This is a genomic window from Corallococcus sicarius, from assembly GCF_003611735.1.
GTDB lineage: Bacteria > Myxococcota > Myxococcia > Myxococcales > Myxococcaceae > Corallococcus > Corallococcus sicarius.
Window position 1 is genome coordinate 1 of sequence record NZ_RAWG01000235.1, and the last position, 15,239, is coordinate 15,239.

11 protein-coding genes and 1 pseudogene are annotated in these 15,239 nt (G+C 69.0%); 7 read left to right on the forward strand and 5 right to left on the reverse strand.

Annotated features, from left to right (window positions below):
* Nucleotides 1-24: 24 nt before the first annotated feature.
* Genes D7X12_RS45630 through D7X12_RS29155 form a run of 4 tightly spaced genes read left to right on the forward strand, consistent with a single transcriptional unit; the run spans nucleotide 25 to nucleotide 7,784 of the window.
* Nucleotides 25-690 (forward strand): HAD family hydrolase, encoded by a 666-nt coding sequence (locus D7X12_RS45630; protein WP_120628524.1) that lies wholly within the window; start codon nucleotides 25-27, stop codon nucleotides 688-690.
* A 28-nt stretch (nucleotides 691-718) separates the two neighbouring features.
* The gene (larAH, locus tag D7X12_RS29145) at nucleotides 719-2,329 is read left to right on the forward strand and encodes an NPN-dependent hydroxyacid isomerase, LarAH14/15/16 family (protein WP_120615464.1); all 1,611 of its coding nucleotides are present in this window, start codon (nucleotides 719-721) and stop codon (nucleotides 2,327-2,329) included.
* Between the two features lie 17 nt (nucleotides 2,330-2,346).
* Nucleotides 2,347-6,759 carry an AMP-binding protein gene (locus D7X12_RS29150; RefSeq protein ID WP_120628525.1) on the forward strand — a complete coding sequence of 1,471 codons (4,413 nt, stop codon included), beginning with the start codon at nucleotides 2,347-2,349 and terminating at the stop codon, nucleotides 6,757-6,759.
* Entirely contained in the window at nucleotides 6,756-7,784 is a 1,029-nt protein-coding gene (locus tag D7X12_RS29155) for an NAD-dependent epimerase/dehydratase family protein (RefSeq protein ID WP_120628526.1), read from the forward strand. Before D7X12_RS29150 ends, D7X12_RS29155 begins: the two co-directional genes overlap by 4 nt.
* 23 nt (nucleotides 7,785-7,807) lie before the next feature.
* Here D7X12_RS29155 and D7X12_RS29160 read toward each other — a convergent pair whose 3' ends face one another.
* Both D7X12_RS29160 and D7X12_RS29165 read right to left on the reverse strand, forming a co-directional pair.
* Nucleotides 7,808-7,981: a hypothetical protein gene (locus D7X12_RS29160; protein WP_208719356.1), complete on the reverse strand. Its 174-nt coding sequence runs from the start codon at nucleotides 7,979-7,981 to the stop codon at nucleotides 7,808-7,810.
* Between the two features lie 5 nt (nucleotides 7,982-7,986).
* Nucleotides 7,987-8,868: a diguanylate cyclase gene (locus D7X12_RS29165; protein ID WP_120628527.1), complete on the reverse strand. Its 882-nt coding sequence runs from the start codon at nucleotides 8,866-8,868 to the stop codon at nucleotides 7,987-7,989.
* Between the two features lie 206 nt (nucleotides 8,869-9,074).
* On the opposite strand from D7X12_RS29165, the gene glgC reads away from it, so the two are divergent.
* Nucleotides 9,075-10,304 (forward strand): glucose-1-phosphate adenylyltransferase, encoded by a 1,230-nt coding sequence (gene glgC, locus D7X12_RS29170; protein ID WP_120628528.1) that lies wholly within the window; start codon nucleotides 9,075-9,077, stop codon nucleotides 10,302-10,304.
* Nucleotides 10,305-10,341: 37 nt separating this feature from the next.
* On the opposite strand, the gene D7X12_RS29175 is transcribed toward glgC, so the two are convergent.
* Together D7X12_RS29175 and add are read right to left on the reverse strand one after the other, a co-directional pair.
* The gene (locus D7X12_RS29175; RefSeq protein ID WP_147443837.1) at nucleotides 10,342-10,809 is read right to left on the reverse strand and encodes a hypothetical protein; all 468 of its coding nucleotides are present in this window, start codon (nucleotides 10,807-10,809) and stop codon (nucleotides 10,342-10,344) included.
* Between the two features lie 94 nt (nucleotides 10,810-10,903).
* The gene (gene add / locus D7X12_RS29180; protein WP_120628530.1) at nucleotides 10,904-12,067 is read right to left on the reverse strand and encodes an adenosine deaminase; all 1,164 of its coding nucleotides are present in this window, start codon (nucleotides 12,065-12,067) and stop codon (nucleotides 10,904-10,906) included.
* A gap of 100 nt (nucleotides 12,068-12,167) precedes the next feature.
* On the opposite strand from add, the gene D7X12_RS29185 reads away from it, so the two are divergent.
* Nucleotides 12,168-13,223 carry an outer membrane protein assembly factor BamB family protein gene (locus D7X12_RS29185; RefSeq protein ID WP_244224847.1) on the forward strand — a complete coding sequence of 352 codons (1,056 nt, stop codon included), beginning with the start codon at nucleotides 12,168-12,170 and terminating at the stop codon, nucleotides 13,221-13,223.
* Between the two features lie 7 nt (nucleotides 13,224-13,230).
* On the opposite strand, the gene D7X12_RS29190 is transcribed toward D7X12_RS29185, so the two are convergent.
* Nucleotides 13,231-14,499, reverse strand: a complete 1,269-nt coding sequence (locus D7X12_RS29190; protein ID WP_120628532.1) for an MFS transporter — start codon at nucleotides 14,497-14,499, stop codon at nucleotides 13,231-13,233.
* Between the two features lie 130 nt (nucleotides 14,500-14,629).
* Here D7X12_RS29190 and D7X12_RS43795 point away from each other — a divergent pair.
* Nucleotides 14,630-15,239 (forward strand): annotated as a pseudogene (locus tag D7X12_RS43795) (hypothetical protein); the annotation flags it as partial.

Consider the following 15,239-nt stretch of genomic DNA (forward strand, 5'->3'; position numbering starts at 1 on the left):
GACTAGTCGTCGGCAGCGTCAGATGTGTATAAGAGACAGGCCTTCTTCGACGTCGACGGGACGCTGGTCCGGACGAACATCGTCCACGTCTATGCGTACTACGCGACCAACCGGGGTTCGCTCCGGGGCATCGCGGGCCGCACCCTGGGGACCGCCCTGGGGTTGCCGGTGTTCGGCATCCTGGATGCCCTCAACCGCAAGGCCTTCAACGAGTTCTTCTACCGCTACTACGCGGGGCTCAGCGAGGACCGGCTGGTCACCATCGCGGAGGACATGTTCGAGGACGTCCTCAAGCCCGCGCTCTATGAGCAGACGCAGGACCTCATCGACGAGGCGCGTCGTTCCGGCTGCCGCATCGTGCTCGTCACCGGAGCACTGGACTTCACCATGCACCCGCTGGCCCGGCACCTGGGCTGCGACGACGTCATCGCCAACAAGATGCAGTTCGTGGGCGGCAAGGCCACCGGCAAGGTGATTCCGCCCATCATCGAAGGCGCCAACAAGGCCAACGCCATCCGCGCCTACTGCGAGAAGGAAGGCCTGGCCCTGAACCAGTGCCACGGCTACTCGGACAGCGCCTCCGACTACGCCATGCTCGCCGTCGTCGGACGGCCCACCGCGGTGAATCCGGACCTGCGGCTGCGCTCGCTCGCGCGCGCGTACAACTGGCCCATCCTGGACCTGAAGTAACCCCCTCCTTCCCCCCCGGCCCAAGCTCATGCGCCCGCTCAAGACGCTCCAGAAGCTGTACGACGAGGAAAGCCAGGTGGTCATCACGGAGAAGGGCAGCCCCCCGCGGGCGCTCTTCTACGGTGAGGGCTTCCTCCAGGAAGACCTGCCCGTGGGCACCCGGGTCATCTTCCCCCGCCCCCCGCTGGAGGGCGTGCCCAACGTGAAGGCCGCCATCCGCTGGGCCATCAACCACCCGGAGGGCATGGACCCGCTGCACGCGCTGCTGCGCCCCGGGATGCGGCTGACCTGCGTCATCGACGACATCAGCGTGCCGCTGCCGCCCATGGTCACGCCGGACGTGCGCCAGTCCATCCTGGAGGTCGTGCTGGAGCTGTGCGCGGACTCCGGCGTGGATGACGTGCACCTGGTCATCGCCAACGCGCTCCACCGCCGGATGACCGAAGGCGAGATGAAGCGGATGGTGGGCGAGAAGATCTTCGACGCCTACTACCCGGACCGCTACTACAACCACGACGCGGAAGACCCGGACGGCATCACGGAGCTGGAGCGCACGAGCCACGACGAGGTGGTGGCGGTGAACCGCCGCGTCGCGGAGAGCGACCTCATCGTCTACGTGAACATCAACTTCGTGCCCATGAACGGCGGGCACAAGTCCATGGGCACGGGCGTCACCAACTACGCGTCGCTGCGGCACCACCACAACCCGAAGACGATCCGCGACTCCGACAGCTACATGGAGCCGAAGGCGAGCGCGCTCTACACGAAGAACACGCGCATCGGGACGGTCATCGACCAGACGCTCAAGGTCTTCCACATCGAGACCACGCTGAACAACCGCATGTTCGGCGCGCCCACGGACTTCCTCGCGAAGAAGGAAGAGGACTACACGGAGGCGGACCGGCTGAAGTTCCAGGCCCTGCGCTTCACGCTGTCCAAGCTGCCCCGGGCCGCGGCGCGCAAGGTGCTCAACGCCATCCCCGCGCCCTATGACGTGACGGGCGTGTTCGCGGGGGCGACGGAGCCCACGCACCAGAAGACGCTGGAGCAGAGCTGGAAGCAGTACGTGGTGCCGGTGGAGGGACAGAGCGACATCGTCATCTTCCCCATCCCGTTCGTCAGCCCCTACAGCGTCAACTCGGTGCTCAACCCGCTGCTCGTGCAGGTGATGGGGCTGGGCTACTTCTACAACCTCAACCGGGGCGTGCCGCTGGTGAAGAAGGGCGGCGTGCTCATCCTCCTGCACCCGGCCTACGACGAGTTCGACCCCGTGCAGCACCCCAGCTACATCGAGTTCTTCCACCGGCTGCTGCCGGAGACGCGGGACTCCATGAAGCTGGAGCACAAGTACGAGAAGGAGTTCGCGGAGAACCCCAGCTACGTGCACCTGTACCGCAAGGGCAACGCCTACCACGGCGTGCACCCCTTCTACATGTGGTACTGGGGCGAGAACGGCCGCCAGCACGTGGGCAAGGTCATTGTCGCGGGCGCGGAGAACAACCACGTCCCCGCCCTGCTGGGCTGGGAGCGCACCGACACCCTCTCCGAGGCGATTGAAGAGGCGCGCGGCTTCATGGGGCGCTCGGCGTCCATCAGCCTGCTGCGCATCGCGCCCACGGTGATGGTGGACGTGAAGTGAAAGGGTCGCACACGGACATGGGCACGCCCTCCGAGCTGAACGTCACCGAGGTCTTCACCGGCAAGCGCATCGTCTTCGTCGGCACCACCGGCTTCGTGGGCAAGGTGACGCTGTCGATGCTGCTGGCCCACTACGGCGACGTGCTGGACCGCGTCTATGTCGTCGTGCGCAAGGGCAGCGCCGCGTCCGCGGAGCACCGCTTCTTCGACAAGGTCGCGCCCAGCGAACCCTTCCAGCCCCTGCGGGACAGGCTGGGGGACGAAGGCGCGATGGCGTACCTGCGCGAGAAGTGCATCGTGCTGGACGGCGACATCACCGACCCCTGGGTGGGCCTGGAGGAGGCGGACGTCGCGAAGCTGACGGGGCAGGTGCACGCCATCGTCAACTGCGCGGGGCTCGTGTCCTTCAACCCGTCGCTGGAGGTGGGCCTCAACGTCAACACCCACGGCGTGAAGAACGCGGTGGCGCTGGCGCTGCGCTGGGCGGTGCCGCTCATCCACATGTCCACCGCCTTCGTCGCGGGCAACCGCAGCGGGCTCGTCTTCGAGGACGAGCAGGTGCTGGGCTACTTCCCGAAGATGGAGGAGATGGACGGGCGCGACTTCAGCCTGGAGCAGGAGCTGGCGGACGCGGAGAAGACCGTGGCCCGCCTGCGCCAGCAGGCGGATGACAAGGCGCTCACGTCCATCTTCCGCCAGAAGGCGCTGGACCGGCTGGAGGAGGAGGGCCGCGACGCCACCGACGAGAAGACGCTGCGGCTCGCCGTGGGCCGCGAGCGCAAGCTGTGGCTGTCCGGTGAGCTGGTGCGCGCCGGCATGGAGCGCGCGCAGCACTGGGGCTGGCCCAACACGTACACGTACACCAAGCACCTGGGCGAACAGGTGATGGCCGGTACGCCGGGCCTGCGCTACTCCATCGTGCGCCCCTCCATCGTGGAGAGCGCGGCGCACTTCCCGTTCCCCGGGTGGAACGAGGGCTTCACCACGTCCGCGCCGCTGGCGTACGCGGGCATCAAGGGTCAGCGCGGCATCCCCGCGGGCGACCACGCCATCCTGGACATCATCCCGGTGGACCAGGTGGCGGGCGCCACGCTGGGCATCACCGCGCACGCGATCCAGGTGGAGGAGCGCCGCGTCTACCACCTGGCCTCCGGTGACGTGAACCCGTTCCTCGCGAGCCGCTCCGTGGAGCTGGTGGGCCTGTACCGCCGCCGCTTCTACCGCAACCGGGAGACGGGCAACTCGCTGGTGAACTCGCTGCGCTCGCGCCTGGAGCCGCAGCCGGTGAGCAAGCAGGAGTTCCAGCTGCTCAGCGCGCCCATGTTGATGAAGGGCGCGAAGCTGCTCAAGAAGACCCTGGACGAGGTGCGGCCCGCGTGGGGCGCGCCGCGCATCCAGGCGATGATGGACAAGGCGCGCGGGGTGCTGGACGAGGTGGAGTCGCAGGCGGGCAGCCTCACCGGCCTCATCGACCTGTTCCTCCCCTTCCTCTGGGAGAACCGCTACGTCTTCCGCTGTGACAACACGCGCTCCGTCTACGAGCGCATGGTGCCCGCGGACCGCGCGAAGATTGACTGGGCGCCGGACCGCATCAACTGGCGCGAGTACTTCCTGGGCACGCACCTGCCCGGCCTGGAGAAGTGGGTGTTCCCGGGCCTGGACGAGGAGCGCGAGAAGCGCACCGCCATCCCCGCGTCGCGCGACCTGCTGGAGCTGTTCGAGTCCACCGTGCACGCGTGGCGTCACCGGGTGGCCTTCCGCATGGCCGCGGGTGAGAAGGAGGAGCGCTTCACCTTCGGCGAGGTGCACCGCTACGCCGCGCGCGTGGGCAGCTTCCTCTTGGCCGCGGGCCTCCAGCGCGGGGACCGCGTGCTGCTGGTGTCGGAGAACCGGCCCGAGTGGGCCATCTGCTACTTCGGCATCCTGCGCGCGGGCTGCACGGTGGTTCCCGTGGACCCCGCCCTCACGGAGGCGGAGGTCGTCAACATCGCGAAGCGCGCGGAGGCGAAGCAGTGCCTCGTGTCCGAGCAGGCCGCGGAGGACTTCCCCGGCCTCTTCAGCGCGCTGGGTGACGGCGTCGGCGTGACGAGCCTCGCGGAGGCGATGACGGGCGACCCGGCGCACCCGGACCGCATCGGGCCCGTGAGGAAGTCCGCCGCCCCCGACGACGTGGCGAGCGTCATCTTCACCTCCGGCACCACCGGCACGCCCAAGGGCGTGATGCTCACGCACCGCAACTTCACGTCGCTGGTGGCCAAGCTCGCGGGCGCGTTCAACGTGGGCGTGGGCGACGGCGTGCTGTCCGTGCTGCCCCTGCACCACACGTTTGAATTCTCCGCCGGCTTCCTCACGCCGTTCTCGCGTGGCGCGGAAATCACGTACATCGACGAGCTGACGTCGGACCGGCTGGGCGACGTCTTCGAGACGGGCCGCGTCACCGCGATGATTGGCGTGCCCGCGCTCTGGCAGCTCTTGCACCGCAAGATCACGCAGGAGATGGCGGCGCGTCCGCCCGTGGTGGAGCAGGCGCTCAAGGCGCTGATGGCGGCCAACGGGGAGCTGCGCAACCGAAGCTCGCTCAACCTGGGCAAGCTCCTGTTCTGGCCGGTGCACCGCAAGTTCGGCGGGCGCGTGAAGGTGCTGGTGTCGGGCGGCTCCGCGCTGTCGGAAGAAGTCCACCAGGCCTTCCACGAGCTGGGCTTCACGATGCGCGAGGGCTACGGCCTGACGGAGGCCGCGCCGGTGCTGGCGGTGTCGGAGGCCACCAACAAGCGCATCAAGGGCACGGTGGGCAAGGCGCTGCCGGGCATCGAGTTCCGCATCCAGTCGCCGGACAACGACGGCATTGGCGAGGTGCTGGCCAAGGGCCCCAACGTGATGGCCGGCTACTTCGGCGACCGCGAGGCCACCGAGTCGGTGGTCAAGGAAGGCTGGCTGCACACCGGCGACCTGGGCCGCATGGACGACGAGGGCCGGCTGTACCTCATGGGCCGCGCCAAGGACGTCATCGTCGACGCCAACGGCAAGAACGTCTACCCGGACGAGCTGGAGGAGCTGTACCAGGAGCACGAGCACGTGAAGGAGCTGTCCATCGTCGGCCTGCCGGACGAGTCCGGCGGTGAGAAGGTGGCGTGCCTCTGCGTGCCGGACTTCAAGGACCGTCCGCGCGAGGAGGTGCGCCACGAGCTGGAGGAGCACTTCCGCAAGGTGAGCGCGGGCATGCCCTTCTACCGGCGCGTGAAGCTCTTGCGCTTCTACGACGGCGAGCTGCCCCGCACGTCCACGCGCAAGGTGAAGCGCAAGCGCGTGGTGGAGGAGCTGCAGCGGTTGGACCGCGTGGCGGCCAACGCGGGCCGCGTGAAGGAGAAGGCCCAGGCGCAGGCGACGGCCACCGGCGGCGTGGCGGACTGGCTCTACCCGCTCGTCGCGGAGGTCTGCCACCGCCCTGTTTCGGACGTGCGTCCGGATGCGCAGCTCATTGGCGATTTGGGCTTCGACTCGCTGATGCTCACGGAGATGTCCGTGGCGTTGGAGGGCGCGGGCGTGCCGCTGCCCGCCATTGAAGACCTGACGCAGGTGCAGACGGTGGAGGACCTGCGCAAGCTGGTGGTGGCGTCCGGCCGCCGGCCTTCGCAGGAGTCCCGCGCTCGCGACATCCTCAAGGAGCAGGAGCGCGCGGAGGAGAAGGAGATCCCCGTCCCCGAGGCCGTGTCCGCGGTGGGCCGGCAGCTCCTGTCCTTCGGGCAGAAGGTGCTCTACGGCGGCGTCTTCGACGTGAAGGTGACGGGCAAGACGTTCATCCCGCAGAACCGCAACTTCCTCGTCATCGCCAACCACGCCAGCCACCTGGACGCGGGGCTGGTGCGCGTGGTGCTGGGCGAGCAGGGCGAGCGCATGGTGTCGCTGGCCGCGCGCGACTACTTCTTCGACACGCCGCTCAAGCGCGCCTGGTTCGAGAACTTCACCCACCTCATCCCCATCGACCGGCAGGGCTCCCTGCGCGAGTCGCTGCGCGTGGCGGGTGAAGCGCTCCGCCAGGGCTTCAACGTCCTCATCTTCCCGGAGGGCACGCGCTCCACCACGGGCGAGCTGATGGAGTTCAAGCCGACGCTGGGCTACCTGTCGCTCACCTACGGGGTGGACGTGCTGCCGCTCTACATCCACGGCGCCTACGAGGCGCTGCCCAAGGGCTCCATGTTCCCGAAGACGAAGGAGCTGGAGGTGCACGTGGGCCCGGCGCTGGAGCACGCGTCGCTGAGGGCCCGGGCGCAGGGCATGTCGCGCTCGGAGGGCTACCGCTACGTGACGCACATCGCGGAGGAGGCAGTGCGCTCCCTGCGCGCGGGCAAGGTGCTGGACCTGGAGCAGGTGGGGCAGGACCGCGACTTCACCCCGCCCGCCCGCGCCCTGACGGGAGGGAAGAACTCGTGAAGCTGCTCGTCACTGGAGGCACGGGGTTTCTGGGCACGCACCTGGTGCCCAAGCTGGTGGCCGCGGGCCACGACGTGCGCCTCATCGCGCGCAACAAGCCCAACGGCGCGGGCTTCGCCGGGACGGAAGTGCTTCAGGGCGACCTGAAGGACCGCGAGGCCGTGCGCCGCGCGCTCGTGGGCGTGGACGCCGTCTACCACCTGGCGGGGCTCGTCTCCTTCCAGAACAAGGACGCGCGGCGGATGTACGAGCTGCACGTGGACTGCACGCGCGAGCTGCTGCGCGACGTGCGCGAAGCGGGAATCAAGCGCGTCATCCTGGGCTCCACCTCCGGCACCATCGCGGTGTCGAAGGAGGAGCGCGTGGGGACGGAGGACGACGACTACCCCATCACCACCGTCGCCCACTGGCCCTACTACCTGTCCAAAATCTACGAGGAGAAGCTGGCGCTGGAGTACTGCCGCAAGCACGCCATCCCGCTCGTGGTGATGAACCCCAGCCTGCTGATGGGGCCCGGGGATGACCGGCTGTCGTCCACCTGGACGGTGGTGAAGTTCCTCAACCGGGAGATTCCCTCCATGCCCGGCGGCGGCCTGTCCTTCGTGGACGCGCGCGACGCGGCGGACGCCTTCGTGCAGGCGCTCACCCGGGGCGAGGTGTACGGCCGCCACCTGATGGGCGTGAACATGGCGCTGTCGGACTTCTTCGACCGGCTCCAGCGCCTCACCGGCGTGCCCGCCCCGCGCATGAAGCTGCCGCGCGAGCTCAACATCTGGGGCGGCAAGCTCCTGGAGCAGTGGGCCAAGGTGCGCGGCACCGTGTCGAAGCTCGACCCGCAGGAGGTCGAGATTGGCGAGCACTGGTTCTTCCTGGAGCCCGCCAAGGCGGAGCGCGAGCTGGGCTTCAAGGCCCGCGACGTGCACGAGACCCTGCTGGACACCGTGCAGTACCTCTACGGGAAGATGCCGCCGGGCAGCCTGCCGGGCACCCGCGGCCTGCTGGCCGGAACGCGCGAAGGCACCTGAGCTGCGGCTGCGGTGTCCCTCTGCTACGGGGACGCCGCGCCCTGCGGGGCCTTGCCGCTGATGCGCTCCACGAGCCGGGCGGCGCGCGGGTCGCTGTCCTTCCGGGCCCACACATAGGCGGCGCCGAAGAAGGCGACGCCCAGGAGCACCAGGAGGAACCGGGCCAGGAAGGACGGCCCACCCGCTTCGGAGGCCATGTGCTTCAGCCCACCACGCGGTTGCGGCCCGACTTCTTGGCCTTGTAGAGGTTCATGTCCGCCACCTTGATGAACTGGGTGGGCTCCGACATCTCCGGCGCCACTTCCGCGACGCCCAGGGAGATGGTGACCGGAATCTCCTTGTCCTCGAAGGTGAAGACCTTCTCCTCCACCAGCTTGCGGATCTTCTCCGCGAACATGCGCGCCTTGTCCGGCCCGTCCTCGGGCATGACGATGGCGAACTCCTCGCCGCCGTAGCGGGCGAAGCACTGCTCGCGGCGCACCAGCTTCTTGATGGACTGGGCCAGCTCTCGCAGGACGTAGTCGCCGGCCAGGTGGCCGTGCACGTCGTTGATCTGCTTGAAGTGGTCGATGTCGAACATGAACATCGACAGCGTGCGCTGGTACCGGTGCGAGCGGCCCATCTCCCGCTCCAGGTACTCCAGGAAGTAGCGCTTGTTGTTGATGCCGGTGAGACCGTCCGCGATGGTCAGCGTGTAGATGGTCTCGTGGTACTGGGTCTCGATGTTGTCGCCATCGAGGAACTTGAAGATGGAGCCTCCCACCTTCACCAGGTCCCCGCTGCGCAGGGGCTGCGCCTGGAGCACCTCGCGGTCGTTCAGGTAGGTGCCGTTGGTGGACTGGAGGTCCTCCACGAACATCTTCCCCTGGCGACCCCAGATGCGGGCGTGGCGGCGGGACACGTTGTCCAGGTCCACCACGATGTGGTTGTGCTGGTCGCGACCGATGGTGAACTCGGTCTCTTCCAGCACGTACTTCTTGCCCAGCTCCGGTCCGTGGATCTGCACGAGACAGCACTCCGTGCCGCGCTCGGGTCCCGGGGTGAGGCTGGAGATCTTGGTGACTCGGGTTTGGTCGCCAGACATCGCGCCGCCCACGCTAGCACGGAGGGTCCAGGGACGCCACGCAAGCAGGGGGATGTGCCAGGTGGCGTCGGTCCTCCTACATCCCCTGAAACCGGGAAGAGAGTCGGACGGAGGCCCCCCTGGCGGTTGGGCATTCAACGCTCTGGCCGCCAGGGTACGCACGGCCATTGTGGGATGGCGGACCGGGGCTAACGTGGCCGGCACCTATGTCAAAGCTGCTGGCCATGATTCTGGCGGGAGGCGCGGGCACGCGCCTGGAGCCACTGACGCGCGAACGCGCGAAGCCCGCGGTCCCCTTCGGAGGGCGCTACCGCATCATCGACTTCGTGCTCTCCAACTTCGCCAACTCCGGCGTGTACCGGATGAAGGTGCTGACCCAGTACAAGAGCGACTCGCTCAACAACCACCTGTCGCGCGCGTGGCGCATGACGGCGTTCCTGGGCCACTACGTGGAGGCGGTGCCCGCGCAGATGCGCACCGGCCTGGACTGGTACAAGGGCAGCGCGGACGCCATCTACCAGAACCTCAACATCATCACGGACGAAGAGCCGGATCACATCTTCGTCTTCGGCGCGGACCACGTGTACCGGATGGACGTCCGCAAGATGCTGGACTTCCACATCGAGCAGAAGGCCGCGTGCACGGTGGCGGCCATCCCCGTCCCCATCGAGCAGGGGCGTGAGTTCGGCATCATCAAGGTGGGGCCCGACGGGCGCATGCTCGAGTTCCTGGAGAAGCCCAAGGACCCGCCGCCCATGCCGGGCAACCCGAAGATGTGCCTGGCGTCCATGGGCAACTACCTCTTCACCACCGACACGCTGGTGAAGCAGGTGGTGCGGGACGCCGCGGACGAGACGAGCGCGCACGACTTCGGCAAGTCCATCATCAGCGAGCTGTACAAGCACGAGCCCGTGTACGTGTACGACTTCGCCCAGAACACGCTGTCCGGCCAGGAGGAGAAGGAGCGCGGCTACTGGCGCGACGTGGGGAACATCGACGTCTACTACCAGTCCAACATGGACCTGGTGGAGGTGGACCCCATCTTCAACCTCTACAACGACCGCTGGCCCATCCACACGCAGCCCAACAACTATCCGCCGGCGAAGTTCGTCTTCGCGGACGCGGACAACAAGCGCGTGGGCAAGGCGACGGACTCGCTGGTGGCGGAGGGCTGCATCATCTCCGGCGGCAGCGTGCACCGCTCGGTGCTGTCGCCCAAGGTGCGGGTGAACTCGTATTCGGAGGTGGAGGACTCCATCCTCTTCGAGAACGTCACCATCGGCCGCAGGTGCCGCATCAAGCGGGCCATCATCGACAAGAACGTGGAGATTCCGCCCGGGATGACCATTGGCTACGACGCGGCGGAGGACAAGCGCCGCTTCCATGTCACCTCGGGCGGCGTCGTCGTCATCCCCAAGGGGATGAAGGTCACCTGACGGTTTCGCGCGTGAGGCGCGAAGAAGGCTGCCTTCCCTAGCGGAAGGCGGCCTTCACGTCCGCGCGGTTGAGCACCACCAGCGCCCAGACGCCCGGGATGATGCCCAGGCCGCAGCACGGTCCGCAGCAGGGGATGCAGCTGAGGATGGCGGCCGTCATGGCCAGGCCGTAGGTCTGCAGGTTCTTCATCTTCCACGCGCCGAAGACGACCGCCGCGTTGAGCAGCAGCCCGGGCAGCGAGCTGAGGATGCGGAAGCCGGGCGAGCTGAAGGCGGCCACCAGGCCGCGCATCTTCTCCTGGAGGTCCGGCGGGTACTGGGCGAGGACGGTGTTGATGGCGTCCATCTGCGCCTCGGTGGAGCCGGCGCTGCCCACCATGCCGTAGAGCGAGTACAGGACCCAGAAGCCGCCCATCACCATCATCAGGATGGCGGGAACGGAGAGGTCCTGGGCCGCCTTCGCGCGAGCGGGGCCAACGTCCGGTGTGCCTTGGGTGTCATCCATCATCCCTGCATTCCACCCAGGCCCGGGCCCCGCGCGCCAGGACAAACGACCACCCGCCGCCCGGGGGGCTCCACCGGGCGGCGCGGGGCGTGGCTCAGGCCGGCTGGCGCTTCGCCGCCGAGGGGCGCTTCTCGAAGGCGGCGAGCGTGGTGGTGATCTCCTGGTTCACCTGCCGCAGCATGTCCTGCTTCTCCCGGAACGGGAGGAAGGCGCTCTTGAAGCCGGAGACGATGATGGTGGTGAGGTCCTCCAGCGACAGGCCCAGCTCGCGGTGGGCCAGCCACAGCTCCTTCGTCACGGTGGTGTCGGTGATGAGGCGGTTGTCGGTGTTGATGGTCACCCGCAGGCCGTAGTCGAAATAGAACTTGAGCGGGTGCGACTCCAGCGACTGCACCGCGCCCGTCTGGACGTTGGAGGACGGGCAGACCTCCATGGGGATGCGGTGGTCGTTGACGTAGTTGAGCAGGTCGCCGTCCTCGCGCAGCCGGGTGCCGTGGCCGATGCGGTGCGAGCCCAGGGAGTGGATGGCCTGGGAGATGGACTCGGGGCCGTAGGCCTCGCCCGCGTGGGCGGTGCAGTTGACGTTGTTCTTGAGGATGAGGCGGAAGGCGTCCAGGTGGTCCTTCGCGGGGAAGCTCGCCTCCGCGCCCGCCAGGTCGAAGCCGACGACGCCGCGGTTCTTGTATGCGACGGAGAGCTCCGCCAGGCGCATGGACGTCTGGGGGTTGATGTGGCGGATGCCGCAGACGATGACGGCGCACTTGATGCCCGTCTCCTTCTTGGCGGCCCGCAGGCCCTCCAGCACGGAGTCGATGACGGTGGTCATCTTCAGGCCCTTCTGGAGGTGGAGCGCGGGCGAGTAGCGCACCTCCAGCCAGCGCACGTTCTCCGCGGCGGCGTCCACCGCCAGCTCATAGGCGGCGCGGTAGAGGGCCTCGGCCGTCTGGAGGACGGAGAGCGTCACGTCGAACGCGACGAGGTACTCCTCCAGGCTCTTGCACACCTGGCCCATGTGGATGGCCTTGGCGAGGCCGTCCTCGGTGTCGGCCATGAGCTTGATCTTCTGCTGCTCGGCCAGCTCCAGGATGGTCTTCAGTCGCATGGACCCATCGAGGTGGCAGTGCAGGTCCGTCTTGGGCAGCGCGTGGAGCAGTTCCTCCGTCACCGCGAGCATGGGGGGAGGGATGATGTCCGAGCGCCGGGCGGAGGACGGGATGCCGGTGGCGTTGGGGGTTTCGTCTTCACGAATCGTGGGCATGGTCGAAGTTCCTTGCTTGCGTCATCCTCCCCAAACCATGCCGTCTCGCGCCTGTCCACGCCTGCCCCTGTTACCGTGCCTGACGTTGACGCTGGCCGTCATGGCGTGTCAGCGGTCGCCGGTGGACGAGGCCTTCCGTTTCTCCAGTGACGCCTCGTCCCGCACGGGGCTCGTCGCCCTGGCGGACGGCGTCCTCCTGGGCAACGAGGCAGGCACGGTGCTGCGCCTGGACCGCGAGGGCAGGTCGGTGTGGCGTGTCGGACTGGGCCGCGAGGTGGCCGCCGCGCCCGTGGTCGCCGGGGGCGCGGTCATCGCGGGCACCGTGGTGGGTGACGTCGTCTGCGTGACGATGGCGGACGGCAAGGAGCGCTGGCGCCTGGGGGGCGTCTTCCCCGTGCTGACCCCTCCGGTGGTGGATGACGCGGAGCGCACCGTCTTCCTGGTGGCGCCCGACGGCGCGGTGCTCGCCCTGGCGGTGGAGTCCGGGCAGGTGCGGTGGAAGCGGCCGGCGCCGAAGGTCTCCGTGCCGCCTGTCGCCACGTCGACGGCACCTGGAGTGCAGGCGGAGGGCGCGCCGCACCCCGCGCCGGTGCTGGTGGAGGGCGTGCTGGTGGTGGCGCTGGGGGACTCCGGGCTGTGGGCGTTGGATCCGGAGAGCGGCGAGGCGCGCTGGTCCCAGCCGATGACGGACGTGGTGGGCCTGGACTCGGAGCGCGACACCGTCTTCGTGGCCACGCGTCCCGGGCGGGTGCTGGCGCTGTCGGTGAAGGACGGGAGCACGCGCTGGGAGCAGCGCTTCGCGGAACGGGTGACGGGGCCTCCCGCGCGGGCCCTGGGCGCGCTGTGGCTGGGCGCGGGGCCGTCGTCGCTCGTGGGGCTGTCCACGGCGGATGGCCGGGAGGTGGCGCGGGTGGCGCTGCCCTCGCCGCTGCTGGGGCGGGTGCAGGTGGGGCTGGAGGACCTGTTGCTCGTGCCCACGTCGGGGCGCGAGGGGCAGCTGCTGGCGCTCAGGGCCCCTGGCTGGAAGCCCGCGTTCACGGTGCGCGCGGACACGTCGCTGCGCACCCGGCCGGTGGTGCGCGGGCCGCTGGTGTTCGTGCTGGGCCTGGATGGGCGCGTGCTCGCGTGGCGGCTGCGCGTGCCGCCGCCGGCCTGACGCGCTCCTAGCCCACAGGGCCCGGCTGGGAGTCCGTGCCCGCGCGGGCCGCGTCGGGCGACTCCACGTAGTCCAGGTCGCGGTGGAACGTCTCCGACAGGCGCGTGAGGGCGACGAGCGCGAGGCCGAAGCAGACCGTGCCCACGGTGAGCGCCGCGTGCCCCACGGTGAGGTGGCCCTTCAGGTAGCCGAAGCCGCTGGCCGCGAGCACCGCGCTGCCGCGCACGAAGTTGGGCACCGTCGTCGCCACGGTGGCGCGGATGTTGGTGCCGAACTGCTCGGCGGCCATCGTCACCAGCACCGCCCAGTAGCCCACGCACAGGCCGATGAGGAAGCTCAGGCCGTAGATGGCCGTGGGGGTGAGGCCGGGCACGAGCCCGTACACCAGCACCAGCGAGAACCAGGCGCACAGCCCCAGCGCCACCGCGCGCTTGCGGCTCTGGAGCCACTGACTCACGAGGCCGGACAGCAGGTCGCCCAGCGTCAGCCCCACGCTGCCGAAGAGGATGGCGTTGCCCGCCGTCACGGTGCCCTGGACGTTCAGGCCCGCCGTCAACTCCGGCGCGAAGACGAAGAGGATGCCGGTGGTGAAGTAGATGGGCACGCCCACCAGGATGCAGCAGAGGTAGCGCACGAAGCGGCCGTCCTGGAGGAGCAGCAGCGGGTTCGCCCTGGCGGGGCCGGCCTTGTGGGTGAAGAGGACGGACTCGGACACCTTGAAGCGGGTGAAGAGCAGCGCGAGCCCCAGCAGGCCGCCCGTCACGTACGCCGTCTTCCAGTGCATGCGCTGCGCGACGAGCGCCGCCACGACGACGCCCAGCATGCCCAGCGTGGCGACCACCGTGGTGCCCAGGCCGCGCTTCTCCTTCGGCAGGGACTCGGCGACCAGGGTGATGGCAGCGCCCAGTTCGCCCGCGAGCCCCAGGCCTCCGAAGAAGCGGCAGACGGCGTAGCTGGGCACGTCCCACGCGAACGCGTTGGCCAGGTTCGCCACCGAGTACAGGAGGATGGAGCCGAACATCACCGACAGGCGGCCCCTGCGGTCCCCGAGCATTCCCCAGAAGAGGCCGCCCACCATCATCCCCGCCATCTGCGCGTTGTAGATGAAGAGCCCCTTCTCGAGGATGTCCGCCGGGTCGGTGAGGCCCAGGTCCTTCAGCGAGGCGACGCGCACCACGCCGAACAACGTGATGTCGAAGAGGTCGACGAAGTACCCCAGCCCCGCCACGAGGACGGTGAGGTTCAGGACCGAGCGCAACTCCCGCAGGCGTGTCATGGCGCGCGATTAGGGGGGTTCGCCCGGCCCGGGGCAAGCCTCCGGTGAAGGCCGCCTGCCCCCACGAGAGGAGGCGATCCACACGGCGGGGTCCTTCCAGAAGAATTCCCTGGAAGGTAGGTTTTGCGGCATGTCCGTGAAGGAGGTCCTGGCGTGGCGGCGCGTGGCGGTGCTGGCCCTGGTGCTGGCGCTGGGAGGGCCCGCATGGGCGGAGGCGCCCTGGCGGGCCGTGGTGCACGTGGCGGCCCCCGAGGACCGCGCCCTGCTGGAGCGGGTGCGTGGGCAGAGCAGCGACCTGCCGGTGGTGCTCGTGGTGGAAGCGGGACCTTCGCTGGAGCAGCGCCCGGACGGCGCGTGGCGTGAGGCGGAGCGGATGGCGCTGCGGCAGGACGCTCGCGCGGTGCTGTGGTTCACGCGGGAAGGCGCGGCGCTGCGCGTGTCCGTGGCGGCGCCCCGCACAGGGCACCTGTTCGTGCGGACCGCCCGCGTGGAGGGGGCTCCGGAGACGCTGACGTGGTCCGTGGGCGCGGAGGCGCTGGCGCTCGCGGTGCGTTCGGCGCTGCGCGCGGTGGACGCGGGCGAGCCCCTGGGCGAGGTCGTCGCGCCCCCTCCCCCACAGGATGCAGCAGAGGTAGCGCACGAAGCGGCCGTCCTGGAGGAGCAGCAGCGGGTTCGCCCTGGCGGGGCCGGCCTTGTGGGTGAAGAGGACGGACTCGGACACCTTGAAGCGGGTGAAGAGC

Coding starts and splice junctions, on each gene's coding strand:
- D7X12_RS29175 (WP_147443837.1), bottom strand. CDS start 10,809: ATGGATGACACCCAAGGCACACCGGACGTTGGCCCCGCTCGCGCGAAG.
- D7X12_RS29150 (WP_120628525.1), top strand. CDS start 2,347: ATGGGCACGCCCTCCGAGCTGAACGTCACCGAGGTCTTCACCGGCAAG.
- D7X12_RS29185 (WP_244224847.1), top strand. CDS start 12,168: ATGGCGTGTCAGCGGTCGCCGGTGGACGAGGCCTTCCGTTTCTCCAGT.
- larAH (WP_120615464.1), top strand. CDS start 719: ATGCGCCCGCTCAAGACGCTCCAGAAGCTGTACGACGAGGAAAGCCAG.
- glgC (WP_120628528.1), top strand. CDS start 9,075: ATGTCAAAGCTGCTGGCCATGATTCTGGCGGGAGGCGCGGGCACGCGC.
- D7X12_RS29190 (WP_120628532.1), bottom strand. CDS start 14,499: ATGACACGCCTGCGGGAGTTGCGCTCGGTCCTGAACCTCACCGTCCTC.
- D7X12_RS29165 (WP_120628527.1), bottom strand. CDS start 8,868: ATGTCTGGCGACCAAACCCGAGTCACCAAGATCTCCAGCCTCACCCCG.
- add (WP_120628530.1), bottom strand. CDS start 12,067: ATGCCCACGATTCGTGAAGACGAAACCCCCAACGCCACCGGCATCCCG.
- D7X12_RS29160 (WP_208719356.1), bottom strand. CDS start 7,981: ATGGCCTCCGAAGCGGGTGGGCCGTCCTTCCTGGCCCGGTTCCTCCTG.